Raw genomic sequence first — 23,147 nt, 5'->3', positions numbered from 1 at the left:
TGCTGCACCACTGTTCTGTCGGAGGGGTCGGGTGCCAGACTGGACGGACGAACCGCCGCGTCACCGCCCGCGGATCCGCCGCCGTACGAAGGAGTACCCGATGCCCGTCCGCCTGTCCCCGGAGACCCTCGACGAGATCGCCGCGAGCGGTGTCGCCGTGCCCACCTACGACCGCGACGGCATCACCGCCGGCATCGTCCACTTCGGCGTCGGCGGGTTCCACCGCGCGCACCAGGCGATGGTGATCGACCGGCTCCTGCAGCAGGGCGAAGCCCGCGAGTACGGCATCTGCGGCGTCGGCGTGCTCGAGCAGGACCGTCGGATGGCGACCGCGATGGCAGAACAGGGCGGGCTGTACACACTCGTCCTCAAGCACCCGGACGGCACCCGCGAGTCCCGTGTCGTCGGCAGCATCGTCGAGTACCTGCTCGCCGTCGACGACCCCGACGCCGTCGTCGAGAAGATGGCGCACCCGGACACCAGGATCGTCAGCCTGACCATCACCGAGGGCGGCTACAACTTCGACCACGTCACCGGCGAGTTCGTCGCCGACGAGCCCGGCGTCGCGGCCGACGAGCCCGGCGTCGCGGCCGACCTGCGCGGCGACGGCCCGCCCCGCACGGTGTTCGGCCTGGTGGTCGAGGCACTGCGCCGCCGACGGGACCGCGGCCTCGACCCGTTCACCGTGATGTCCTGCGACAACATCCAGGGCAACGGGCACGTCGCCAGGTCGATGTTCACCGCCTACGCCCGGCTGCAGGACCCGGCCTTCGCGGACTGGATGGACGAGCACGTGGCGTTCCCGAACTCGATGGTCGACCGCATCACCCCGGTCACCGCCGACGAGGACCGCGCCTGGGTCCGCGACGAGCTCGGCATCGACGACGCCTGGCCCGTCGTCGCCGAACCGTTCTTCCAGTGGGTGCTCGAGGACGACCACCCCGCTGGCCGCCCGCCCTACGAGGACGCCGACGTCCAGCTCGTCGACGACGTCGAGCCGTACGAACTCATGAAGCTCCGGCTCCTCAACGCCAGCCACCAGGGGCTCTGCTACTTCGGGTACCTGTCCGGGTACCGCTACGCGCACGAGGCCACGCAGGACCCGGCTATCGCGACCTTCCTGCGCCGCTACATGGACGACGAGGGCACGCCGACGCTGCACCCGGTGCCCGGCATCGACCTGGAGGACTACAAGTCGACCCTCATCGAGCGCTTCCAGAACCCCGAGGTGCGCGACACCCTCGCCCGGCTCTGCGCCGAGTCGAGCGACCGGATCCCGAAGTGGCTGCTCCCCGTCGTGCGCGAGAACCTGGCCGCCGGTCGGCCCGTCACGCTGTCCGCCGGCATCGTCGCGTCGTGGGCCCGCTACGACGAGGGCACCGACGAGTCCGGTGAACCCATCGAGATCGTCGACCGGCTCGCCGAGCCCCTGCACCGCATCGCCCTGACCCAGCGCGAGGACCGCCTCGCCTTCGTCGCGAACCGCCAGGTCTTCGGCGACCTGGTCGACGACGAACGGTTCGTCGCGGCGTACCGCGACGCCCTGGACGGGCTCATCGCGAACGGCGCGCACGCCACCGTGGCGCGCCTGTCGCGGTCCTGAGACGCGACCGACCGACGGACGGGAGGCCCGTGGCGGCGCCGCCACGGGCCTCCCGTCCGCCTGCTGGCGGCTGCCGTCAGCCGCTCACCGCGCGACGTCGTCCCACGGCACCGGGGTGGTCTCGCCCGTCTCCCAGTCGCGACGCAGCACGCCGTAGCCGACCGACCCGACGGCCGGGCCGCCGTCGACGGGCCACGCCTCGCGGTAGTGGGCCTCCTGCACCCACCCGGCGCGGACGAAGACCCGGCGCATGGCGGTGTTGTCCTCGCGGGTCTGGCCCTCGAAGCGCGTGATCGCCGGCATCGTCGTGAACACGTGGTCGGTCACCGCACGCAGGGCGGGGGCCCCGAGGCCCCGACCCCGGAACCGACCGGCCAGGCGCAGGTCGAACAGGGGGACGGGATCGGCCAGGTCCTCGAGGCGGACCAGACCGATGCGGCCGTGGTCGTCGTGGTCGAGCCAGGAGGTGTCGTGCTCGTCGTCGCGGTAGGCACCGGAGTCGACGGCGCTCTCCGCGTCGGCCGCGCTGATGCGGCGTCGGACGTGGAACGGGAACTCCTCGGACGTCAGGAACGCGAGCAACTCCTGACGGTCGGCGCCTGTGGGGTCCAGGCGGGTGAGGTGGACGGCGGGAGCTGGCATGCCGATCAGGGTAGTTGCACGGTCATCGGGCAAGCTCGGGGCGTGCGAGGTGGGACGGGGACGACGACCGCGGCCCTGACGGCGTTGGTGCTGGTCGGGCTGGTGGGGTGCTCCGGCGGCCCGGGTGGGGCGTCGACCGGGCCGACGTCGTCGGCGTCGGCGTCTGCGTCGACTTCTGCAACGGCTTCTGGTTCTGGGTCGGCTTCCGAGTCCGTGGCGCCGTCGACCGACCCGGCCACCGCCCGGGCCTTCGCGGCGCTGGAACGGCGGTACGACGCACGGCTCGGGGTCGTCGCCGTCGACACCGGGGACGGTCGGACGATCGCGCACCGTGCGGGGGAGCGGTTCGCGTTCGCGTCGACGGTCAAGGTGTTCATCGCGGCGGCGGTCCTCGGCGCCTCGTCCGACGCCGACCTGGCGACCGTCGTGCACTACGACCGCGGCGACCTGCTCGAGTACGCGCCCGTGACGAGCGAGCACGTCGACACCGGGATGACGGTGCGCGAGCTCATCGACGCCGCGCTCCGCTCCAGCGACAACACCGCGGCGAACCTGCTGGTGGAGCGGCTCGGCGGGCCGGACGCCGTCGAGCGGTGGCTGCGCGGCATCGGGGACCGGACGACGCGTGTCGACCGGGTCGAACCCGACCTGAACGAGGCGACCCCGGGCGACCCACGGGACACGACGACACCGGAGCGGTTCGCGGCGGACCTGGGGACCGTGCTGCTCGGGGACGCCCTCGACGCCGCCGACCGGCGGGTGCTCCGCGAGGCGATGCTCGGCAACACGACCGGCGACGCGACGATCCGTGCCGGGGTGGACCCGTCGTGGCAGGTCGCCGACAAGACCGGCACGGCGTCCTCCGGGGTGCGGAACGACATCGCGATCGTGACGCCGCCCGGGCGGGCGCCCATCGTGCTCGTCGTGATGACGAGCCGGGCCGATCCCGGTGCGGAGCCGTCGGACGCGCTCGTCGCCGCGGCGACCCGTGCCGCGGTCGCCGGGCTGAGCGACTGAGTCGCACGCGTCGCGGGATCATCGTCGCGGGACTGTCGTCGCGGGACTAGCGGAGGGTGGTCGCCCAGCGCCCGATGGCGTCGTACGCCCGTTCCCGCACCTCCGGCGCGGACAGCACCACGTCGTGCAGGGCACCTTCGAGCCGGCGGACCGTGACCTCCTCGCCCAGGGAGAGCGAGCGGTGCGCCACCGTGTCGACGTTCAGGGCGACGTCGGCGCGCGCCATCCCGGGGTCCCACCGCGGCTGGAGCATGCTCTTGTCGCTCAGCATCACCAGGGTCGGGACCCCGATGCCCAGGCCCTTCTCGACCTGTGCCTGGCCGTCGAAGACCGCGGCGAGCCACCCGGGGTGCAGGGGGAAGCCGCGCTCCGGCCGCCACTTCTGTTCGTAGGTCCACGACCCCTCGCCCTCGGCCGAGACGGTGCGGGTGTAGAAGCCGGGGTCGACGGCGGGCATCGGAGCGAGGGGGTTCCGCCGGGCACCGAGCTTGATGACCGGTGCGACGATGGCCCGGCCGACCGCGGTGGCCTGGAACTCGAGCCACGGGCTGTTCAGCACGAGGCCGTGCACGAGCTCCGGGTGCCGGGCTGCCCAGAGCGACAGGGTCAGGCCACCCGTGGAGTGGCCCATCGGGACGAGCCGGCGGCGGTCCGAGCCGGGGTGCTCGGCCGAGATCGCGTCGAGCGCCGCGGCGATGTCCTCGTCGTACACGGCCAGGTCGTCGACCATGCCCGGGGTCTGGTACGGGCGCAGGCTCCGACCGTACTTCCGCAGGTCCAGCGCGTGGAACCGGGCACCGAGTCGCTCGAGGCGTTCGGCGAGCTCGACCTGGAAGAAGTAGTCCGACCAGCCGTGCACGTAGAGCACGTCGACCCCGTGCAGGGGCCCGCGGCCGTGCAGCAGCAGGTCCGTCGGGGTGTGCCGGCGGCGGACCAGGGTGGCGACGACGGGGCCCTCGGAGTCGGTGCCGAGCGGCAGTTCGAGCCGTTCGTACGGTGCTCCGAGCACGTCCTCGTGCCACCCCTGGTCCGTCATGCGCCGAGCGTATCCGGCGCTGCTGCGGGTGGTGCGGGTGCGGCGGGGTCGCGCCGCCGTCACCCGGCCAGGACCACGACCTTGCCGCTGATCCGTCCCGCGGCCGCCTCGGCGTGCAGCGACGGCAGTTCTGCCAGTGGGATGCGCCGGGTGACCTCGACCGTGAGCGCCCCGGCGTCGACCAGGGACACCAGCTCCGCCAGGCGTTCGCGGTTGCGCAGGACGAACACCGTCGCCGCCCGGACCCCGCGGGACTCGTCGCCCGGCGTGGCCATGAACGCCGTGGTGCTCACGACCGCGCCGCCGTCGCGCACGACGTCGACGAGTGCCGTGAAGTCCTGCGGGTCGATCGGGGCGAGGTTGAGCAGCACGTCGACCGGCTCCGTCACGGCGGCGCGGACGTCGGTCGTGCTGTGGTCGATCACCTCGTGGGCGCCGGCTGCCCGGACGGCCTCGATGCTGCGCGGACTCGCCGTCGCGATGACGTGGACCCCGGCGCGCACGGCGAGCTGGATCGCGTACTTCCCGACGACGCCTCCGGCGCCCATGACCAGCACGCGCTGGCCAGCCTCGAGCTGCCCGTCGTCGAACAGTGCCTGCCACGCGGTGAGTGCCACCGAGGGCAGGGCCGCCGCGTCGGGCAGCGGGATGCTCGTCGGTGCGGCGACGACCGCGTCCGCCGGGGCGACGACGTACTCGGCCGCCCCGCCGTCGCGTTCCATCGGCAGGAACGCGATGACGGCGTCCCCGACCGCGATCCCCTCGACGCCGTCGCCGAGCGCGTCGACGGTGCCGGACACGTCGTAGCCGGGGACGTGCGGCAGCTGGACCGGGATCGGCAGGAACCCGCCCCGCATCCCGTTGTCCGCCGCGTTGAACGCCGAGGCGGCGACGCGGAGTCGCACCTGCCCGGCGCCCGGGGTGGGCTGCTCGACGTCCTCGGTGCGGAGCACCTCGGGACCGCCGACCTCGTGGAACCGTACTGCCTGCATGATCGTGCCCTTCGTCGGTGTTGCACGTTGTGCTTCGAGTTCGAAGTACCTGACGGCGACACTAGCACTGCTTCGAACTCGAAGCAATGGGTAGGATGGGTTCCGTGACCGATGCGCCGAACTCCCTGACCCCGACGCAGCTCGGGGCGTACTTCGCCTTCACCGAGGTGAGCAGCCTGCTGCGCCACGCGGTCGAGCGGCAGCTGCGCGACGTGGGCGGCCTGAGCTACGTGCAGTTCCAGCTGCTCGCCCGGCTCGGTGACGCCCCGGGCGGGCAACAGCGCATGACCGACCTCGCCGACGGGGTCGTCTACAGCCGCAGCGGGTTGACGTACCAGGCGCAACTGCTCGAGCAGCGTGGACTGGTCACCCGTGGGCCCTCGCCCGACGACGAACGCAGCACGGTCGTGACGATCACCCGTGCCGGTCGTGACGTCCTCGCCGCGGTCTTCCCCGGGCACATCGAGGCGCTGCACACCCTGCTGTTCGCGTCGATGTCGGACGCGGACGTCGACGACCTCGCGCGGATCCTCGGGGGAGCGGCGGAGCACCTGCGTGCGGACCCGCCTCGATCGGCCGCGTCCCGGAAGCGCAGCTGATCGCAGGACGACGGCCGACTGCTCGTGGAGCAGCCGGCCGTCGTCCGTCAGGAGCGGACGCTCCCGTGCGCACCGTCAGGAGCATCCGCTCCCACGGGTGCCGATCAGTTGTACGACGCGAGTCGGTTCGGAGCGGTGTTGCCCGCAGGGGTGGGAACCGCGCCGCCGACGCCGTTGATGATGCTCGAGATGGTGCCCGTGTCGCCGAGCGAGACCGTGACGAGCCCGTGGGCGCGGACGCCGGCGGTCTGCGGGACCTCGAACGCCCGGTCGGCGTGCACGGACGGGTTCGTGTTGAAGAAGGCGTAGACGCCGCCGCCCCAGATCTCGTGCTTCGTGACCGAGGACGCCACCTTGTAGGCCGCGTAGCCCGCGCCGGTCGGACTCTGCCAGGATGCGTTGTCCGGGACGTCGTACGGCATCTCGTTCTGGAAGAAGATCGTCCTGCCGTTCTCACCGTTCCAGAGCACTTCGTACTTCTGGTAGTGCTCGACGAAGAGCCCGGTGGCGAGCACGTCGTTGCCGTTCACCTCGACCCCGGTCGCGCCGGTGTTGACGTTCCAGCCCGTCGGCGCGCCGCCGTGGTCGGCCCGCCAGGCCCAGATGTGGTCGATGAGTGTGTCGTCGGCGTTCACCTGCAGGGTGGTCGTCGCCTTGCCCTGCACGCTCGAACCGACGCGGAAGAAGACGTCCTGGATGCTCTGCGGATCTCCCGCGTGGTCGACGTGCGACCCAGCGCTGCCGAGGCGGACGAGCTGTGCGCTGTTCTGCGCGCCGGCGTCCACGACGAGGTTCGACACGTTCACCCCGGCGACGTCCGTCGACGTCAGCACGGCGTTGCCCCTGGTGGGGACGAGGGTCGGGAAGCCGATGCCCGTCACGACGGTGTCCGCCCTGGTGACGGCGATCGGCGAGTCGAGCTGGTACGTGCCCGGCGTGAAGAAGAGGTTGAGGCCCTGCGCCAGAGCGGCGTTGATCGTGGCGGCCGAGTCGCCCGGGTGAGCGACGTAGAAGTTCCGCATCGGGAGGTCGGTGCCAGCGGTGTTCGGCCACGTGACACCGCTCGCGTTCTGCTTGAGCGAGGGGACGAACACGTGGTACTTGTTCGACGAATCCACGTACAGGTACGGCTTCTCCCGTGTGGTCGGCGTGGTTGCGAGCGTCGTGTAGCTCTTCGAGAAGTCGTTCGCCGGGGCGCCCTGGACCCCCGAGAAGGTCATGTTCCAGTTGCCGCCCTGCCACGCCCCGATGGTCGAGTTCCGCGTGTACCACTGCTGTTGGGACCCGGAGGTCACCGTGCCGTCGACCCTGGTGTCGGCGATGTAGCCGCCGGACGAGTACCCCTGCCCACCGTCCTGGTTCGACGGGCCCATCGTGAGGTTGCCCTTCACGTGGACGCGGCGCATCGGAGCGGCCTGGGACACCGCCCACCGGTCGGTTCCGCTCTCGGGCGTGATCGCCACGTTCTCGACCGACCGCCAGAAGTTCTGTGTCGCGTTCTTCTCGTCGCCGGCATTCCACCCGGAGTCGACGTTCACCGCACCGTTGATCGTGACGTCGTCGGGGTTCTTGCCGAGCCCGGCGACCGACGTGTAGAAGCCGAGGTTCGCCCAGACCCGGCCGTAGCTGCCGGGCTTGAACAGGAAGGCGTGCCGCTGCGTGCCGAACTGCGCCGTCGTGCTGCGGAGCTGGCTGGTGAACGCCGCGTCGACGTCGGCCTGGATGGTCGACGCCGGCACCGTGGGGTCGTAGATCTTCACGTTGCTGCCGAAGTCCGGGGTGTCGCTCGTGGCGACTGCCTGGGCCGAGATCGCCGGAGCCAGTGCCCCCACGACACCGACGCTCAGGGCGAGCGCGAGGATTCGCTTCATCCGTCGTTGCATGATGCTCGATTCGTCATCGTGCGGCGTCGTTGCCGCACGGGACAGACCGTAGACCCGTTGCCGCGCTCGGACAGTCGGGAGAAAAGGGGACAAGTGCCCCCGGTGGGGCACTAGCTGCGGGGAGCCCGCACGAAGAACAACGTGATGGCGCCGAGCACGACCGCGGCGACGATGAGCGCCCAGGCGAGCACGATGACCGGCCCGTCCCAGGGGGTGAAGAGCAGTCCGACCCCGATCACCAGGGCCACGGCGGCGCCGATGAGGGCGAGGCGGTGCGGTCGTACCGGAGCGGTGCGTGTCACGGTGCCCACGGTACGCGCGCCGGGCTGGCAGTGCGGCGTCGAGCGGGTACGACGGTCACACCGTCGTGCGCATCACCCACCGCCACTTGGCGATGCGACGGTCGCGCACGAACCCGAACTGCGTGAACAGTTCTTCCGGTCCGGTGTGCAGGTAGGCCCCGCGCTGCGGCTTCCGCTCGACCGTCTGCTCCGGGTAGGCCTCGACGGTCCCGCCACCCGCCCGCCGGATCTCCTCGAGCGCGGTCGTGACCGCGGCGCGTGCGACCCCCTGACCGCGGTGTCGGGACTCGACGAACACGCAGCCGATCCGCCAGTCCGGCGGCGCCTGGGCATCCCGGGCGTAGGCGCCGGGGTTCAGGATCGTCGGCAGCTCGACCGGCCGCCCGAACTGGCACCAGCCGACCGCCGTGCCGTCGGCGTAGACGAGCACCTGGTGGTTCGTGCCGTTCCGCACGTGCCGGTGCTTCGCCTCCTGGTGGGACACCGTCGGGTCGGGCGTCCCGCGTGGACCGTCCGGGTGGAAACCGATGCACCAGCACCCGCCCCACACGCCGTTGCTGCGGGTCACGAGCGCGGCGAAGTCGGGCCACGTCTCCTCGGTGAGCAACGCCGTCGAGTACTCCATGGGCCGATGATCCTCCGGCCCCGGCGATCCCGCCACCCCCGCGACCGTGGTGCTCCCAACGGCGCGCGACCGGTGGTCAGGCTGCGCTGCGCCGGGCGGCGACACGGACGCGGTCGGCTGACGGCCCGGAACGGGACCACGAACGGCCTGGAGGCGCGGTGCCAGCTGGCACCGCGCCTCCAGGCCGCCCTGGGCGTGGGTCCTAGGAAAGCTTCTTGCTGTCCTCGAGCCAGCCCGCGAGCTTGGTCATGTAGTCGGCCTGCGACGCGTAGTCGAGGGCCGGGAACGTCCAGCTGTGGACCTGGCCCGCCTCGAGCGCGGCGTTGTCGGCGAAGGTCGGCTGCTTCTCCAGGTCGGCGACCTGGTAGCCCTGCTGCGACAGCAGCAGCACGTCACCGGTGATCTGGCCGGCGTTCTCCCACGAGTAGATGCCCCAGTAGAAGCCCTCGGGCTTCGGGTTGACGAAGTCGACCCCGTACGACGCGTACATCTGCAGCGACGGCTCGTCGGTCGGGCGGGTGACGTAGGCGCCGTCACCGTCGGCGTACATCGAGACGACCGACAGGTCCTTCTCCTTCGAGACCTTCTCGAGCTCGTCGGCCGCGGTGTCGAAGCGCTTCTCGGCGGCGTCGACCGTCGACTCCTTCGCGCCGAGGGACTCGGACAGTTCCGCGATCTTCTCGATGACGTCCTCGCCCTTGCCGCCCCACTTCACCTGGACGACCGGCGCGATGGCCTCGATCTGCTTCTCCTGCGCCGTGTCCTTGAAGCCGTAGCCGGGCTGCTTCGTGTCGAGCGTGCCCTTGGCGTCGGTCGGGTAGACCGACGTGACGACGAGGTCGGGCTTGAGCGCGGCGAGCTGCTCGAGGTCGATGTCGCCGTAGGCGGTGCCGAGCTGCGTGATGCCGTCGGTGTCCAGGCCCTCGAAGCGGGCGTCCTTCGCCATCGTCAGCTGCCCGAAGGTGCCGACGGGCTTCAGGCCGTACTCGATGAACGACAGGGCGATGTCGTTCAGCACGACGACGCGCTTCGGCGTGTGGTCGACCTTCACGGTGGCGCCCGTGGCGTCCTCGTACGACCACGCCTTCGACGCGGCGGTGCCGCCGTCGGAGTCGGAGTCGTTCGAGTTGCCGGTGCTCGAGCAGCCGGTCAGGAGGAGTGCCGAGACGGTCACGGAGGTCAGGAGGGCGGCGCGCAGGTGGCCACGTCGGGAGGTCTTCACGTTAGGAGAGGCTAACCTAAGTTCGCGGCACTTGCCAGCACGTCTTCGGTTTTCGTCGGGACCGTGTGCTCGGTCCGGGCGCCCGGCACGGTGTGCTCGGTGGGAGCGCTCGGCACGGGGTCGTGCTCGTCCGCCTCGGGCACGATCATCGGCGCACCGGTCACCGGGTCGGGGAACACCCGGGCGTGCAGACCGAACGCGTGCTCGAGCAGGGCAGGGGTGAGGACGTCGTGGGGTGTGCCGTCGGCCACGACCCCGCCGTCGTGCAGCACCACGAGCCGGTCGGAGTACCGCGCCGCGAGCGACAGGTCGTGCAGCACCATCACGATCGTCGAACCCTGCTCGCGGTTCAGCCGCCGGACGAGCCGCAGGACCTCGAGCTGGTGCGCGAGGTCCAGGTAGGTCGTCGGCTCGTCGAGCAGGAGCGTCTGGGCCTGCTGTGCGACGACCATGGCGATCCAGGCACGTTGGCGCTGCCCGCCGGACAGGCTCGTGACGTCGCGGTGCGCCACCTCGGTCAGACCGGTGGCGGCGATGGCCTCTTCGGCGACGGCCGCGTCCTCGGCGGTCCACGGCTTCGCCCACGACTGGTGCGGGTTCCGGCCGCGCATCACCAGGTCGAGGACGCTGGTGCCAGCGGGGGCGACGGGGGACTGCGGCAGGATCGCGAGCTTGCGGGCCACCTGGCGGTTCGGCTCCCTGCGGATCGGGGTGCCGTCGAGCAGGACCTCGCCGGCCTGCGGCTTGAGCACGCGGCCGAACGCCTTGAGCAGCGTCGACTTGCCGCAGCCGTTCGCGCCGAGGAACGTCGTGACGGTGCCGCGTTCGATGCGCAGGTCCAGGTCGCGCAGCACGGGCTGGCGGTCGTAGCCGACTGACAGGGCCGTGGCTTCGAGGACGGGGGTGTCGTGCGGGTGCGGTGTTGTCATCGGGACATCTCCTTGCGGTGACGGACGAGGAGCCAGATCAGGTACGGCGCCCCGATCACGGTGGTGATGATGCCGACCGGCACCTGCCACGGGAACGCGGAACGGGACAGCAGGTCGGCGGCGAGCACGAGCACGGCGCCGAGGGCACCGGCGAGCAGCAGCGGCGGCCGGTTCGTGCCGGCGAGCCGGAGCCCGACCTGCGGTACGACGAACGCGACGAATCCGACCGGCCCCGCGGCGGCCACGGCGGCGGCGGTCAGCACGACCGCGAGCGCGATGACGAGCAGCCGGTGCCGCTGGACGCCGAGTCCGACGCCCGTCGCGACCTCGTCGCCGAGCTGCCCGATGCCGAGCGCCGCACTCGTCGCCAGTGCGATCGGCACCGCGACGGCGGCCACCACGAGCAGCGGCCAGACGCTCTCCCACGAGGTGCTCGACAGGCTGCCGACGAGCCACTGCGACGCCGCGGTGGCGACGGTGATCTTCGCGCGGACGAGCAGGTAACTGGTCACGGCGTCGAGCGTCGCGCTCACGCCGATGCCGACCAGCACGAGCCGGTAGCTCTGCACACCGCCGCGCCAGCCCAGGCCGTACACCAGGACCGCAGCGACCAGGGCGCCGATCGTGGCGGCCACCGGGATCCCGCCACCGAGCAGCAGGGACGAGACCGAGTACGTCCCGCCGCCGAGCACGATGGCCGCGACCGCACCGACGCTCGCGCCCGCGGTGACACCGATGATGTCCGGGGTGCCGAGGGGGTTTCGGGTGAAGGTCTGGGTGAGCGCGCCGGCGACCCCGAGCGTCAGGCCGACGAGTGCGCCGGTGAGCACGCGGGGCAGGCGCAGGGTGGTGATGATGAAGGCGTCCGGCCCGGACTCCAGGCCGAGCAGGGACCGGATGACGACCCCGGGAGCGATCCACGTCGAGCCGACCGCCGTCCCGATCACGATGAGTACCAGGACGGTGGCGAGCGAGGCGACGGTGTACCAGAACACCCGCGGGCGCCAGGCGAGGCCGACGGGGCCGATGCGGATGCCGGCGCGGCCGGGGGTGTGGGGAGCGGGGGCGGGCGTGCTGCCGGTGCTGCGCACCGCTGCCCCGCTCACAGCGACACCAGCGATCGGCGACGGGCCACCGCGACGAACACGGGGCCACCGATGACGGCGAGCACGATGCCGACCTCGACCTCGGAGAACCCGCCGATCAGGCGGCCGATGACGTCGGCGAGCAGCACGAGGGCGGCGCCGACCAGACCGGAGACCGGCAGGGTCCAGCGGTGTCCGGTGCCGACGAGCGCGCGGGCGACGTGCGGCACGGTCAGGCCGACGAAGCCGATCGGGCCGGCAGCAGCGGTGGCGCCGGCGGCGAGCAGTGTGATCCCGCCCAGGCCGACGAGCCGGGCGACGAGCACGTTCTCGCCGAGCCCCTTCGCCAGCTCGGACCCGAGCCCGAGGGCGTCGAGGGCACGGACGTTCAGCACCGCGAGCACGAGCCCGGCGGCCAGGAACGGCCACACCGCCCCGAGGATGTCGAGCTGTCGTGCGGCGAGCGATCCGACGACCCAGAGCCGGTACGCGTCGAGCGAGGCCTGGTCGGTCAGCACGACGAAGGAGGTCAGGGCCGCGAGCAGGGCCGACACCGCGGCCCCGGCGAGGGCGAGCGGAACCGGACTGGCCGTGCCGCTGCCGGCGATGGTCACCGAGAAGACGACGACGCTGGCGACCAGGGCCCCGACCAGGGCGAACCAGACGGTCGCGCTCGTGCTCGTCACCCCGAACACGTAGACGCCGAGCACCACCGCGAGCCCTGCTCCCGACGAGACGCCGAACAGGCCGGGGTCGGCGAGTGGGTTGCGGGTGTGTCCCTGCATGAGGAGTCCGGCGATGCCGAGGGCCGCACCGACCGCAGCACCGATCAGCGTGCGCGGGATGCGGGAGCCCCACACGATCGCCTCGTCGGTGCTCGACCCGGAGCGTGTGAGCCCCGCCCACACCTCGGCGACACCGATGCGGTTGCTGCCGAGCAGCATGCTCGCCACGGCGACGAGCACCAGGGCGACGACGAGTCCGACGAGCACCGCGGTCCGCCGCCGCATCGCGGTCCGGTGGACGCCGAGGGCGCGGGACGCACCGCCGTCTCGGGCACTGGACGCGTCGGGTTCGGGGGCCTCCGGACCGGAAGCCAGAACGGGATTGGGGGCTGGCACGGAAGTCATCTTAGGTTAGCCTTGCCTCATGGCGAAGACCCCGCGGCTCCTGCCGACGAACCCCCGGCTCTTCCGCGCCCGTGTCCTCCGGACCCAGCGGGTGACCCCCTCGATGCAGCGCGTCACCGTCACCGGGGACGACCTGCACGAGTTCGGCTACCTCGGTTTCGACCACTGGTTCCGCCTGTTCGTCCGACGCCCCGACCAGGACGCCTTCCGGATGCCCGACCTGGACGGCAAGAAGTGGTGGCCGACGTTCCTCGGCATCCCCGAGGACATCCGTCCCCACTGTGCGAACTACACCGTCGCCGCGTACCGCCTGCTCGCCGACGGCACCGCTGAGCTCGACATCGACTTCGTCGTGCACCTGGACCACCGCGGTGAGCTCGAGGGCCGCGCCGCGATCTGGGCCTGCGCCGCACGCCCCGGCGAGGAGCTCGCGATGCTCGACCAAGGCTGCATCTTCGATGTCCCCGCCGGCACCAGCGAGGTCGTCGTCGCCGCCGAGGAGACCGGCCTGCCCGGCGTCGTCGGCATCGCCGCCTCGTTGCCGCGCGACACCGTCGGCCGCATCATCCAAGAGGTCCCGGCCGCCGCCGACATCCGCGACCTCGACGCCCCCACCGGCGTGCAGGTGACGTGGATCGTCCGGCAGCCGGGCGCCGTCCCCGGCAGCGGCGCCCTCGCCGAACTGCAGCGGCACGTGCCGTACGACGACCAGGGCTACGCGTTCGTCGTGGGGGAGTCGCGCCTCGCAACGGAGGGCCGCCGCCACCTGCACCGTGCGGGCCTGCCGAAGTCGCGCATCACGTTCTCCGGGTTCTGGAAGCACGAGACGAAGGTCTCCGTCCCCGGCTGACCCGCGCGGTGCCTGGTGCTTCCGGGCGTACCGCCACAGAACTCCTGCCCAGGTACGCCCGTTCTGCCCAGGTATGCCCGGTCTGCCCAGGTATGCCCGGTCTCGCCAGGTATGCCCGGTCCCGCCGGGTACGCCCGGTCCTTCCCCTGGCGCCCGCGATACCTGGCGCTTTCGGGCGTACTGCTACAAAACTTCCGCCCAGGTACGCCCGTTCTGCCCAGGTATGCCCGGTCCCGCCAGGTACGCCCGCTTCCGCCAGGTACGCCCGGTTCTTCCCCTTGCGCGCGCGTTGCCTGGTGCTTTCGGGCGTACCGCCACAGAACTTCTGCCCGGGTACGCCCGGGTACGCCCGGTTCCGCCAGGTACGCCCGTTCCCCCTAGGTTCGCCCGGTTCCGCCAGGTACGCCCGGTCCTTCCCCTTGCACCCGCGATGCCTGGTGCTTTCGGGCATACCGTCACGGAACTTCCGCCCAGGTACGCCCGGTTCCACCGGGTACGCCCGGTTCCGCCCAGGTACGCCCGGTCCCGCCAGGTACGCCCGCTCTCGCCAGCCGCGCCGCGCACGCGACGCGACCACCGGACGGACGGGAGGCCCGGTGCCAGCTGGCACCGGGCCTCCCGTCCGTGGTGGGGTGGCGTCAGCCCTTGAGGCCCGAGCCCGTCACGCCCTCCACGATCTGCCGCTGGAAGATCAGGTAGAGGATGATCAGCGGCAGCGCCGCGAGGATCGCCCCGGCCTGGATGTCGGCGTAGCGCTGCCCGAAGCTGCCCTGGACCGTGGCGAGCCCGACCGGGATCGTCATGAGGTCCGGGTTGGACAGCACGAACAGCGGCAGCAGCAGGTTGTTCCACACCCCGACGAAGGTCAGGATCGTCACGGCCGCGATCACCGGACGCGACAGCGGCAGGATGACCGACCAGTAGACCTTCCAGATGCCGGCGCCGTCGATGCGCGCCGCCTCTTCGAGCTCCTTCGGGATGCCGTCGAAGAACTGCTTGAAGATGAACACCGCGATCACGGCGGGCACCTGCGGGAAGATCACCGACCAGTAGGTGTTGAGCAGGCCGACCGCGTTGAGCTCCTGGAAGATCGGGATGATCAGCACCTGCGTCGGGATCATGATCCCGAGGATGATGAGCAGGAACGCGATGTTGCGGCCGCGGAACACCAGCCGCGACAGGGCGAACGCCGCCATCGACGCGAACAGCACGGTGAGTGCCGCGGTGACGACGCTCGTGATGGCGCTGGCGAGGTACCAGTTCCAGATGTCGCCGGCCTGGAACAGCGACGAGTACGAGTGCAGCGTCGGGTTCCAGTTCGACAGGATCGCGTTCGCGCCGAGGGCGGCGACGCCGTTGTCGGACAGCGACGTCTTCAGGGCGAAGACGCTCGGGATGAGCCAGATGATCGCGAAGATCGTCAGGACGATCCCCGACGCGATCGTGAAGCCGCGACCGCTGACGCCGATCTTCGCGGCGCTCGTGGGAGCGGCGGACGAGACGCCGGTGCGGAGCTTGCGGCCGGTGGTGATGCTCTCGGTGGCGGTCATGTCAGGCCCCGATCTCTCGCTTGGCGGCAGCGCGCTCGACGAGCTGCCGGATGACCGCGATCGCCACGATCACGATGAACAGGAGGACCGACGCGGCCGATGCGGCACCGAGCCGGTTGTCGGTGAAGCCGACGCCGGTGATGAGCTGCAGCGAGACCTGGGTCGAGATGCCCGGCCCGCCGTTCGTCATCAGGTAGACCTGGTCGAAGATCTTCAGGCTCGCGATGATCTGCAGCAGGACGACCAGCGTCGTCGTGCGGCCGAGCAGGGGGAGCGTGATCGACTTGATCTGCTGCCAGTTCGACGCACCGTCGACGGCGGCTGCCTCGTACAGTTCGCGCGGGATCTCCTGCAGACCGGCCAGGTAGAGCACGAAGTTGAAGCCGAGGGTCCACCACACGGTTGCGATCGCGACACCGATCATGGCCGTGTTCGGGCTCGACAGCATGCCGGAGCCGGGCGTCATGCCGATCGCCGACTGCAGGCTCGCCCACAGACCGGTGCTCGGCGTGAAGATGAACACCCAGATCAGCGAGATCGTCGCCGACGGCAGGATGAACGGCAGGAAGAACGCCAGGCGGAAGAACCACTGCCCGCGGTTCATCCGGTTCGTCAGCACGGCGAACACGAACGCCAGGATGACGAGCGGCGGGGTCGTGTACAGCGTGAACTGCAGCGTGTGCCAGAGCGACGACCAGAAGTCGCTGCGCCCGAGCATCTCGGCGTAGTTCGCGAACCCGGCGAAGCTGCCGAGCCCGGTGCGGACGGTCGAGGTGTTGAAGAAGCTCGTGACGATCATCCAGACCGTCGGGCCGAGCAGGAAGGCCACGTAGAACAGGCCGAACGGGGCGAGGAACAGCCAGCCGCTGCGGCCCTGGCCGCGGTTCACGCTGGAGCCGTAGGAGCGGTTCCGGCGGAGACGCGGCGCGGTGGCCGCGTCGGTCGGCCGGTCGAGGACAGGTGCTGTGGTCACGTCATCGTGCCTTTCGCGCGGTGTTCACGGCGATCGCGGGGGTCGTCTGCCCGGGGTGGTCCGGCCGGGCGGTTGCGTGCCGGGTCACAGGGGGCTCGGGGTGTTGAGGTACGTCGCGAGCTGCGACTTGATGGCGCTGAGGGCCTGTGCGGGGGACGAGCTGCCCTGCTGCACGAGGGCGAGCTGGGCGCCCACCGTGCCCTCGAACGTCGAACCCGAACCGCCGTACCAGGCGGCGTCGTCGAACACGGCGGTCTCGGCTGCGGCCGCGTAGTTCGACTGCGGCGTGAGCTTCTTGTACGCGGCGCTGTCGAACGTCGGGATGTAGGCCGGCACGTGCCCGCCCTCGGCCCACGTCAGGCTCTGCTCGAGCATCTGCTTGATGAAGAGCATGTGCTGCTTGCGCTGCTCCGGCGTGCGGGCCTTCTTCGGCAGGACGAACGTGTGCGAGTCCGCCTGGGTCGCTGGCTTGTCGTAGAGCTGCGGGATCGGCGCCATGCCGAAGTTCAGGCCCTTGATCGACTGCGCGGTGCTGATCTCCCACTCGCCCTGCATGAAGAAGCCGGCCTTGCCGTCGAACATGAGCGACTGCGCGGTGGCGTAGTCGAGGGCCTTGTTCAGCCAGCCCTCCTTCACCCACTTCTGGGTGCGGCTCGTGACCTCGTTGTAGGCGTCCTCGTTGACGGTGAGCTTCGATCCGCCGTCGCTGATGAACGGGGTGGCGTCCTTCAGCTGGTTGTACATGGTCCAGAAGAAGCGCCACGGGGTGGCCGTCTCCGGCACCACGTTCGCGACGTTGAGCGCCGTGCCGCCGGTGACCTTGGCGACCGCGGCGAGGGCCTTCTCGAAGTTGTCCATGCCGTTGAGGTCGACGAGGTTGCCGTCGCCGTCGATCAGGCCGGCCTTCTTGCAGACGTCGACGTTGTAGAAGAGGACGAAGGGGTGGGTGTCGAGCGGGACCGCGATGTTGTTGCCGTCGGTCTTCTGCGCCGCCCAGGCCTTCTGGTTGAAGTCGGCGGCGCTCAGGCCGACGCTCGCCAGGTCGTCGGAGGTGATCGGGTCGAGCAGGTCACCGTCCCAGAGCGGCTTCGCGCGGGTCAGGTGCGCGACCGCGACGTCCGGCGGCTTGTTCCCGACGGTCGCCAGTGTCAGCTTCGAGTAGTACGGGTTGCCCCACGCGAACGTGGTGCCCTGCAGCGCGCTCGAGCCGCCGTGCTGCTTCGCGTAGCCGTCCTCCATGGACTGCATGCGGACGCCGTCACCGCCGCCGAACAGGTTCCAGAAGACGAGGGTCTCGGGGTTGAGTGCGCTGCCGGCGAGACCGGCGGCGAGGGGGCTCGAGCAGGCGGCGAGCGGCAGGACCGTCGCGGCCGCTGCACCGGCGGCGAGGAAGCCCCGGCGCGAGAGGCGCGACGCGGGTGTTGCGGGTGGGATCGGCATGGCATCACTCCATCGGGATGGGCCGGGCTCGGGAACAGGGTCGGTGCTCCCGCCGGAGCATCGCTGCTCCGGACCCGGAGCACTGCTGCTCCGGACACGGAACGACCTTCCGGTGCTCCGTGAGCGCTCACATTAGCGCTCGCTCCCGGCATCCGCCACCCCTTTCGCGACGGCGTGGAACCCGGTAGCGTTTCTGTCAGGTGAGCGCTCACTTTCGTGACGGCCCGCTTCGGTTCCCGTCCGTGGCCCCACCCGCTCCCCGCACGAACCGCACTGCCACGATCGAAGGAGATCCATGCCCCGCACACACCTCGTCCTCGACGCCGCGTTCACCGTGGGGCCGGTGCGACGTCGCCTGTTCGGCGGGTTCGTCGAGCACCTCGGCCGCCACGTCTACGACGGCATCCACGAGCCCACCCACGAGACCGCCGACGCGCACGGCTTCCGCAAGGACGTCGTCGAACTCGTCAAGGAACTCGGCGTCTCCGCTATCCGCTACCCCGGTGGCAACTTCGTCTCCGGCTACAAGTGGGAGGACGGCGTCGGCCCCGTCGAGCAGCGCCCCCGCCGCCTCGACCTGGCCTGGCACTCGACGGAGACGAACGAGGTCGGCCTGCACGAGTTCCAGCACTGGCTCGACCAGGTCGGCTCGGAGCTCATGCTCGCCGTGAACCTCGGCACCCGCGGCACGCAGGAGGCGATCGAGCTCCTCGAGTACGCGAACATCGACGCCGGGACCGCACTGTCCGAATACCGTCGTTCGAACGGTCGCCAGGAACCCTTCGCCATCAAGATGTGGTGCCTCGGCAACGAGATGGACGGCCCGTGGCAGCTCGGCCACAAGAACGCCGACGACTACGGCAAGCTCGCCGCGATGACCGCCAAGGCCATGCGGCAGATCCAGCCCGACCTCGAGCTCGTCGCCTGCGGTTCCTCGGGGGCGTCGATGCCGACGTTCGGCGAGTGGGAGCGCACCGTCCTCGAGCACACCTACGACGACGTCGACTACATCTCCGCGCACGCCTACTACGAGGAGGACGACGACCTGCCGTCGTTCCTCGCCTCGGGCGCCAACATGGACCACTTCATCAAGACGGTCACCACGGCCGCCGACCACGTCCAGGCGCAGAAGAAGTCCGACAAGCGCATCGACATCTCGTTCGACGAGTGGAACGTCTGGTCGATCAAGAAGTGGGAGGCGAAGGCCAAGACCTTCACGCTCGACGAGTGGCCCGTCGCCCCGCGTCTGCTCGAGGACGTCTACACCGTCGCCGACGCCGTCGTCGTGGGTGGCCTGCTCATCTCGCTGCTCCGCCACGCCGACCGCGTCGCCTCGGCCTCGCTCGCCCAGCTCGTCAACGTGATCGGCCCGATCATGACCGAGCCCGGTGGCCCGGCCTGGCGCCAGACGACCTTCTTCCCGTTCTCGGTCACCTCGCGCCTGGCGCAGGGCACCTCGCTGCAGGTCAAGGCCTCGGGCGACACGGTCGACGGTGGCAAGCACGGTGAGGTCCCGGTCGTGGACTCCGCCGCCACCGTGTCCGAGGACGGCAAGGCAGCGGTCTTCCTGATCAACCGCCACCCCTCCGAGCCGACCACGGTGACGATCGACCTGGCCGGCATCGGTGCGACGGGCGACGTCCACGCCGAGGGTGTCTGGGACGACGACCTGCACGCCGTGAACGACCTGGAGAACACCTCACGCGTGGGGCTCCGCACGAACGAGTCGGTCCGTCGCGAGGGCGACACCGTCACGATCGAGCTCCCGCCGGTCTCCTGGACCGCCGTCTCGATCGGCTGACAAGACGCCTCGGCGCACGCCACGGCGGGCGTCGAGTGAGCACAGAGGACGTCGGGCGCTCGCGCCCCACGTCCTCTGCGCGTTGCGCGTGCGACCCGGGCGCGAGTCCACGCGGTGGGCGACACCTCACGGGGTGACGGGCGCGTGGACTGTCGCTGGGCCCGTGACGTGGCCCGCGCGGCGGCCGGGAGGCCCGGGGCGGCCTGGCACCGGGCCTCCCGACCGGCGCGTGGTCGCGAAAGCGACAGTTCTCCACGGATGTTCGGCGGCAGAGTGTCGCTTCGGCGAACGGGCCCGCCGCGTCAGCGCGCCGGCGGCGCGGCCGTGCTCGCCCGCTCGACGAGCCGCACCGGCACCAGGTCGGCCGCGACGCTGACCCGCTCGCCGTCGATCTGGGCGAGCAGGTTCGCGACCGCTCGGCGGCCGACCTCGTCGAAGGACTGGTGCACGGTGGTCAGCGGCGGCCAGAACGAGTCGGACTCGGGGGAGTCGTCGAACCCCACCACGCTGAGCGACGACGGCACCGGGCGACCGGACTCGTGGGCGGCGCGCAGGACCCCGAGGGCGGTCTGGTCGTTCGCGGCGAACACCGCGGTGATCTCCGGCCGTGCGGCGATCTCGAGCCCGGCCTCGTAGCCGTGCTCGGTCGTCCAGCCGCCGCGGAACACCGGGGGGACCGGTCGACCTGCGCGCGTCAGGGTGTCCTGCCACGCGGCGAGGCGACGGGCGGCCGAGTACGACGACTCCGGCCCGGCGACGTGCCAGACGGTGTCGTGGCCCAGGTCGAGCAGGTGCTGCGTGGCCTGCCGGGCGCCGTCGGCCTGGTCGGTGTCGATCGCGGGGTGGTCGGTGCTGCCCGTGGAGTCGATGATGACCATGGGCACGCCGTCGGGCAGCACGACCTCGGCGGTGTCGATGATGTGCGACTCGATGATGATCACGACGCCGTCGACGGCCTGTTCGTGCAGGCGCGAGAACGCGGAGCGGACGCCCGCCTCGGTGCGCGAGGCCATCGGCAGCAGGGTGATCGTGAAGTCGGCGACCCCGGCGGCGTCGGCGATCGCCTCGAGCGTGCGCATGTTGCCGAAGGAAGCGAGCGTGAACATGATCACGCCGATGGTGCGGAAGCGACCGGAGCGCAGGGCGCGGGCGGCACGGTTGGGCCGGTAGCCGAGGGACTCCATCGCGCGCTGGACGCGGTCGCGGGTCTCCGGGCTGACGTTGTCGAAGCCCCGGGCGACGCGTGAGACCGTCTGCATCGACACCCCGGCGGCGTCGGCCACGGCGGCCATCGAGGGGGCGCGGCGGGTGCCGGCTGGGGACTCCATCGTCACGCTGGCGCTCCTTCCGGATCGAGGGCCGAGCGGTCGGCCTCCCCGGACGCTAGCGCATGTTGACGTTGCCATGCTATCGTCGCGTCGTTCGATGTTGACGTCAACATCGGTGACCGCCCGGACACCCTGATCCGGCCCGGGCCGAGCCGCCGACATCGACCACCCGAACGCAGCAGACGAAGGAGTCACATGAGCACGCTCGCAGCGCGCCCCGGTGAGGCAGCACCGCGCCCCACCGCCGAGCGCCCCGCCGGCCGCCGCCCCAAGCCGCGGGGACGGTTCACCGGATGGCTGTTCGTCGGCCCGTTCGTCGTCGTCCTGGTCCTGATGCTCATCGTGCCGATCGGCTACGCGCTCTGGCTCAGCCTGTTCCGCGACCAGCTCATCGGCGGCAACCAGTTCGTCTGGTTCGCCAACTACGTGCAGCTCTTCCAGGACGCCAAGTTCTGGTCCGGGTTCGGCCGGGTCGCGATCTTCCTGGTCGTCCAGGTGCCGATCATGCTCGGCCTCGCGCTCGTCGCCGCCCTGGCCCTGGACAGTGCCCGACTGTGGGGGACGAGCTTCTTCCGCATCGCGGTGTTCCTGCCCTACGCCGTCCCCGGGGTCGTCGCGGCCCTGATCTGGGGCTTCATCTACGGCAACCAGTTCGGCCTGACGGGTGCCGCGAACGACGCGCTCGGCATCGACCTGCTGCAGCCGTTCAGCCCGAGCTGGGTCCTGACGTCGATCGGCAACGTGGTCACGTGGGAGTTCCTCGGCTACAACATGCTGATCTTCTACGCCGCACTCCGCACCGTCCCCGGTGAGCTGTACGAGGCGGCCGAGCTCGACGGCGCCGGCCCGATGCGCACGGTCTTCTCGATCAAGCTCCCGGCGCTCCGCGGCCCGATGGTCATCGCCACGATCTTCTCGATCATCGGCAGCTTCCAGCTCTTCAACGAGCCGAACCTGCTCAAGACGCTCGCCCCGAACGTCATCGGCAGCGCCTTCACCCCGAACATGTACGCCTACTCGCTGTCCTTCAGCGGTCAGCAGTTCAACTACTCCGCCACGGTCGCGATCGTGATGGGCGTGATCACCGCGGTGATCGCCTACGTCGTCCAGGTCCGCGGCACCCGCGAGGAGAACCGATGAGCACCATCCAGCACCCCGCCGGGCCCGCAGCGGCCACGGTGACCGAGGCGACCACGACGCAACGTGCGCCGCGCACCCGCTCGATCCGCGCCTCCAGGCAGCTCCGCACCGCGGAAGGCGGACGCAAGCCGAAGCGTTCCGGCCTGCTCACCGCGGTCATGGTCGTCTTCGTCGTGTACTCGTTCGCGCCGCTGTTCTACCTGCTCGTGAACAGCACGAAGACGCAGGCGTCGCTGCTCTCCACGTTCGGTCTGTGGTTCGGCGGGGACTTCAACCTCTGGCAGAACATCGTCGACACGCTGACGTACAACGACGGCATCTTCCTGCAGTGGTTCGGCAACACGCTGCTCTACGTCGTCGTCGGTGCCGGCGGGGCCACCCTGCTCGCCACCGTCGCGGGCTACGGCATGGCGAAGTTCCAGTTCCCCGGTCGCCGCGCGGTCTTCGCCGTCGTCCTCGGTGCCATCGCGGTCCCCGGCACGGCCCTGGCGGTCCCGACCTTCCTGCTGTTCTCGCAGGTCGGCCTGACCAACACCCCGTGGGCGATCATCCTGCCCTCGCTGATCAGCCCGTTCGGCATGTACCTGATCTGGACCTACGCGGTCGACGCGATCCCGGCCGAACTGCTCGAGGCCGCCCGCATGGACGGTGCCGGTGAGTTCCGCATCTTCTTCACGATCGCGCTCCGCCTGCTCGCGCCCGGTGTCGTCACCGTCCTGCTGTTCGCGGTCGTCGCCACCTGGAACAACTACTTCCTGCCGCTCATCATGCTGAGCGACCCGAAGTGGTACCCGCTGACGGTCGGCCTGAACCAGTGGAACGCGCAGGCCACCGGGTCCGGCGCGCAGCCGATCTACAACCTCGTCGTCACGGGATCGCTCCTCACGATCATCCCGATCGTGGTCGCGTTCCTCTTCCTCCAGCGCTTCTGGCAGTCCGGCCTCGCGGCCGGGTCGGTCAAGGCCTGATCCCTCGGACACCAGGCCCGTGGCGACCCCGC

21 protein-coding genes are annotated in these 23,147 nt (G+C 70.8%); 7 read left to right on the top strand and 14 right to left on the bottom strand.

The window, feature by feature from the left end; translation table 11 throughout:
• Nucleotides 1–100: 100 nt before the first annotated feature.
• Entirely contained in the window at nt 101–1,603 is a 1,503-nt protein-coding gene (locus tag ACZZ9K_RS06840) for a mannitol dehydrogenase family protein (protein WP_463443647.1), read from the top strand.
• Nucleotides 1,604–1,687: 84 nt separating this feature from the next.
• Here the strand turns inward: ACZZ9K_RS06840 and ACZZ9K_RS06835 are convergent, their stop codons facing one another.
• Nucleotides 1,688–2,245 (bottom strand): GNAT family N-acetyltransferase, encoded by a 558-nt coding sequence (locus ACZZ9K_RS06835; protein WP_463443646.1) that lies wholly within the window; start codon nt 2,243–2,245, stop codon nt 1,688–1,690.
• A 42-nt stretch (nt 2,246–2,287) separates the two neighbouring features.
• Between ACZZ9K_RS06835 and bla the strand changes: the two genes are divergently transcribed.
• Nucleotides 2,288–3,262 (top strand): class A beta-lactamase, encoded by a 975-nt coding sequence (gene bla / locus ACZZ9K_RS06830; RefSeq protein WP_463443645.1) that lies wholly within the window; start codon nt 2,288–2,290, stop codon nt 3,260–3,262.
• A 46-nt stretch (nt 3,263–3,308) separates the two neighbouring features.
• On the opposite strand, the gene ACZZ9K_RS06825 is transcribed toward bla, so the two are convergent.
• Together ACZZ9K_RS06825 and ACZZ9K_RS06820 are read right to left on the bottom strand one after the other, a co-directional pair.
• Nucleotides 3,309–4,298, bottom strand: a complete 990-nt coding sequence (locus ACZZ9K_RS06825; RefSeq protein ID WP_111057625.1) for an alpha/beta hydrolase — start codon at nt 4,296–4,298, stop codon at nt 3,309–3,311.
• A gap of 59 nt (nt 4,299–4,357) precedes the next feature.
• The gene (locus tag ACZZ9K_RS06820) at nt 4,358–5,290 is read right to left on the bottom strand and encodes an NADP-dependent oxidoreductase (RefSeq protein ID WP_463443644.1); all 933 of its coding nucleotides are present in this window, start codon (nt 5,288–5,290) and stop codon (nt 4,358–4,360) included.
• Between the two features lie 104 nt (nt 5,291–5,394).
• On the opposite strand from ACZZ9K_RS06820, the gene ACZZ9K_RS06815 reads away from it, so the two are divergent.
• On the top strand, nt 5,395–5,889 hold the full coding sequence (locus tag ACZZ9K_RS06815) for a MarR family winged helix-turn-helix transcriptional regulator (protein ID WP_138804107.1): 495 nt from the start codon (nt 5,395–5,397) through the stop codon (nt 5,887–5,889).
• A 104-nt stretch (nt 5,890–5,993) separates the two neighbouring features.
• Here ACZZ9K_RS06815 and ACZZ9K_RS06810 read toward each other — a convergent pair whose 3' ends face one another.
• The 7 genes from ACZZ9K_RS06810 to ACZZ9K_RS06780 all read right to left on the bottom strand — a co-directional run bounded on the left by ACZZ9K_RS06810 (nt 5,994) and on the right by ACZZ9K_RS06780 (nt 13,056).
• Nucleotides 5,994–7,760 carry a hypothetical protein gene (locus tag ACZZ9K_RS06810; protein ID WP_463443643.1) on the bottom strand — a complete coding sequence of 589 codons (1,767 nt, stop codon included), beginning with the start codon at nt 7,758–7,760 and terminating at the stop codon, nt 5,994–5,996.
• Between the two features lie 122 nt (nt 7,761–7,882).
• Nucleotides 7,883–8,074: a hypothetical protein gene (locus tag ACZZ9K_RS06805; RefSeq protein WP_027466139.1), complete on the bottom strand. Its 192-nt coding sequence runs from the start codon at nt 8,072–8,074 to the stop codon at nt 7,883–7,885.
• Nucleotides 8,075–8,129: 55 nt separating this feature from the next.
• Nucleotides 8,130–8,699, bottom strand: a complete 570-nt coding sequence (locus tag ACZZ9K_RS06800) for a GNAT family N-acetyltransferase (RefSeq protein WP_463443642.1) — start codon at nt 8,697–8,699, stop codon at nt 8,130–8,132.
• Between the two features lie 202 nt (nt 8,700–8,901).
• On the bottom strand, nt 8,902–9,921 hold the full coding sequence (locus ACZZ9K_RS06795; protein ID WP_138804110.1) for an ABC transporter substrate-binding protein: 1,020 nt from the start codon (nt 9,919–9,921) through the stop codon (nt 8,902–8,904).
• Between the two features lie 11 nt (nt 9,922–9,932).
• Nucleotides 9,933–10,850: an ABC transporter ATP-binding protein gene (locus ACZZ9K_RS06790; RefSeq protein WP_138804111.1), complete on the bottom strand. Its 918-nt coding sequence runs from the start codon at nt 10,848–10,850 to the stop codon at nt 9,933–9,935.
• A complete protein-coding gene (locus ACZZ9K_RS06785; RefSeq protein WP_463443641.1) occupies nt 10,847–11,941 on the bottom strand; it encodes a FecCD family ABC transporter permease in 1,095 nt (364 codons plus the stop codon). The genes ACZZ9K_RS06790 and ACZZ9K_RS06785 overlap by 4 nt, the downstream gene beginning before the upstream one ends.
• 11 nt (nt 11,942–11,952) lie before the next feature.
• Entirely contained in the window at nt 11,953–13,056 is a 1,104-nt protein-coding gene (locus ACZZ9K_RS06780) for a FecCD family ABC transporter permease (RefSeq protein ID WP_260678897.1), read from the bottom strand.
• A 28-nt stretch (nt 13,057–13,084) separates the two neighbouring features.
• Between ACZZ9K_RS06780 and ACZZ9K_RS06775 the strand changes: the two genes are divergently transcribed.
• On the top strand, nt 13,085–13,915 hold the full coding sequence (locus tag ACZZ9K_RS06775) for a siderophore-interacting protein (RefSeq protein ID WP_463443640.1): 831 nt from the start codon (nt 13,085–13,087) through the stop codon (nt 13,913–13,915).
• A 638-nt stretch (nt 13,916–14,553) separates the two neighbouring features.
• Here the strand turns inward: ACZZ9K_RS06775 and ACZZ9K_RS06770 are convergent.
• From ACZZ9K_RS06770 to ACZZ9K_RS06760, 3 genes are all read right to left on the bottom strand, one after another.
• Nucleotides 14,554–15,465: a carbohydrate ABC transporter permease gene (locus tag ACZZ9K_RS06770; RefSeq protein WP_027466145.1), complete on the bottom strand. Its 912-nt coding sequence runs from the start codon at nt 15,463–15,465 to the stop codon at nt 14,554–14,556.
• A gap of 1 nt (nt 15,466) precedes the next feature.
• On the bottom strand, nt 15,467–16,438 hold the full coding sequence (locus ACZZ9K_RS06765) for a carbohydrate ABC transporter permease (RefSeq protein ID WP_027466146.1): 972 nt from the start codon (nt 16,436–16,438) through the stop codon (nt 15,467–15,469).
• An 84-nt stretch (nt 16,439–16,522) separates the two neighbouring features.
• Nucleotides 16,523–17,878, bottom strand: a complete 1,356-nt coding sequence (locus ACZZ9K_RS06760) for an extracellular solute-binding protein (RefSeq protein WP_138804113.1) — start codon at nt 17,876–17,878, stop codon at nt 16,523–16,525.
• 295 nt (nt 17,879–18,173) lie between these two features.
• Between ACZZ9K_RS06760 and arfA the strand changes: the two genes are divergently transcribed.
• A complete protein-coding gene (gene arfA / locus ACZZ9K_RS06755; protein ID WP_434769548.1) occupies nt 18,174–19,679 on the top strand; it encodes an arabinosylfuranosidase ArfA in 1,506 nt (501 codons plus the stop codon).
• Nucleotides 19,680–19,981: 302 nt separating this feature from the next.
• Here the strand turns inward: arfA and ACZZ9K_RS06750 are convergent, their stop codons facing one another.
• Nucleotides 19,982–21,007, bottom strand: coding sequence for a LacI family DNA-binding transcriptional regulator (locus ACZZ9K_RS06750; RefSeq protein WP_463444742.1), 1,026 nt, complete (start codon nt 21,005–21,007; stop codon nt 19,982–19,984).
• A 195-nt stretch (nt 21,008–21,202) separates the two neighbouring features.
• Between ACZZ9K_RS06750 and ACZZ9K_RS06745 the strand changes: the two genes are divergently transcribed.
• A complete protein-coding gene (locus ACZZ9K_RS06745) occupies nt 21,203–22,147 on the top strand; it encodes a carbohydrate ABC transporter permease (protein WP_027466150.1) in 945 nt (314 codons plus the stop codon).
• A complete protein-coding gene (locus ACZZ9K_RS06740; RefSeq protein ID WP_027466151.1) occupies nt 22,144–23,115 on the top strand; it encodes a carbohydrate ABC transporter permease in 972 nt (323 codons plus the stop codon). The genes ACZZ9K_RS06745 and ACZZ9K_RS06740 overlap by 4 nt, the downstream gene beginning before the upstream one ends.
• The last annotated feature ends 32 nt before the right edge of the window (nt 23,116–23,147 follow it).

It is taken from the genome of Curtobacterium sp. AC268 (assembly GCF_979258745.1).
Note: the sequence above shows the minus strand (reverse complement) of the source record. Positions and strands in the feature narration are given on the sequence as shown.

Excerpts from the sequence above, each read along its gene's own strand:
- ACZZ9K_RS06820 (WP_463443644.1), bottom strand. The coding sequence starts at position 5,290 with ATGCAGGCAGTACGGTTCCACGAGGTCGGCGGTCCCGAGGTGCTCCGC.
- ACZZ9K_RS06800 (WP_463443642.1), bottom strand. The coding sequence starts at position 8,699 with ATGGAGTACTCGACGGCGTTGCTCACCGAGGAGACGTGGCCCGACTTC.
- ACZZ9K_RS06745 (WP_027466150.1), top strand. The coding sequence starts at position 21,203 with ATGAGCACGCTCGCAGCGCGCCCCGGTGAGGCAGCACCGCGCCCCACC.
- ACZZ9K_RS06775 (WP_463443640.1), top strand. The coding sequence starts at position 13,085 with ATGGCGAAGACCCCGCGGCTCCTGCCGACGAACCCCCGGCTCTTCCGC.
- ACZZ9K_RS06840 (WP_463443647.1), top strand. The coding sequence starts at position 101 with ATGCCCGTCCGCCTGTCCCCGGAGACCCTCGACGAGATCGCCGCGAGC.
- ACZZ9K_RS06810 (WP_463443643.1), bottom strand. The coding sequence starts at position 7,760 with ATGAAGCGAATCCTCGCGCTCGCCCTGAGCGTCGGTGTCGTGGGGGCA.
- ACZZ9K_RS06750 (WP_463444742.1), bottom strand. The coding sequence starts at position 21,007 with ATGGAGTCCCCAGCCGGCACCCGCCGCGCCCCCTCGATGGCCGCCGTG.
- arfA (WP_434769548.1), top strand. The coding sequence starts at position 18,174 with ATGCCCCGCACACACCTCGTCCTCGACGCCGCGTTCACCGTGGGGCCG.
- ACZZ9K_RS06835 (WP_463443646.1), bottom strand. The coding sequence starts at position 2,245 with ATGCCAGCTCCCGCCGTCCACCTCACCCGCCTGGACCCCACAGGCGCC.
- ACZZ9K_RS06740 (WP_027466151.1), top strand. The coding sequence starts at position 22,144 with ATGAGCACCATCCAGCACCCCGCCGGGCCCGCAGCGGCCACGGTGACC.
- ACZZ9K_RS06770 (WP_027466145.1), bottom strand. The coding sequence starts at position 15,465 with ATGACCGCCACCGAGAGCATCACCACCGGCCGCAAGCTCCGCACCGGC.
- ACZZ9K_RS06825 (WP_111057625.1), bottom strand. The coding sequence starts at position 4,298 with ATGACGGACCAGGGGTGGCACGAGGACGTGCTCGGAGCACCGTACGAA.
- ACZZ9K_RS06760 (WP_138804113.1), bottom strand. The coding sequence starts at position 17,878 with ATGCCGATCCCACCCGCAACACCCGCGTCGCGCCTCTCGCGCCGGGGC.
- ACZZ9K_RS06790 (WP_138804111.1), bottom strand. The coding sequence starts at position 10,850 with ATGACAACACCGCACCCGCACGACACCCCCGTCCTCGAAGCCACGGCC.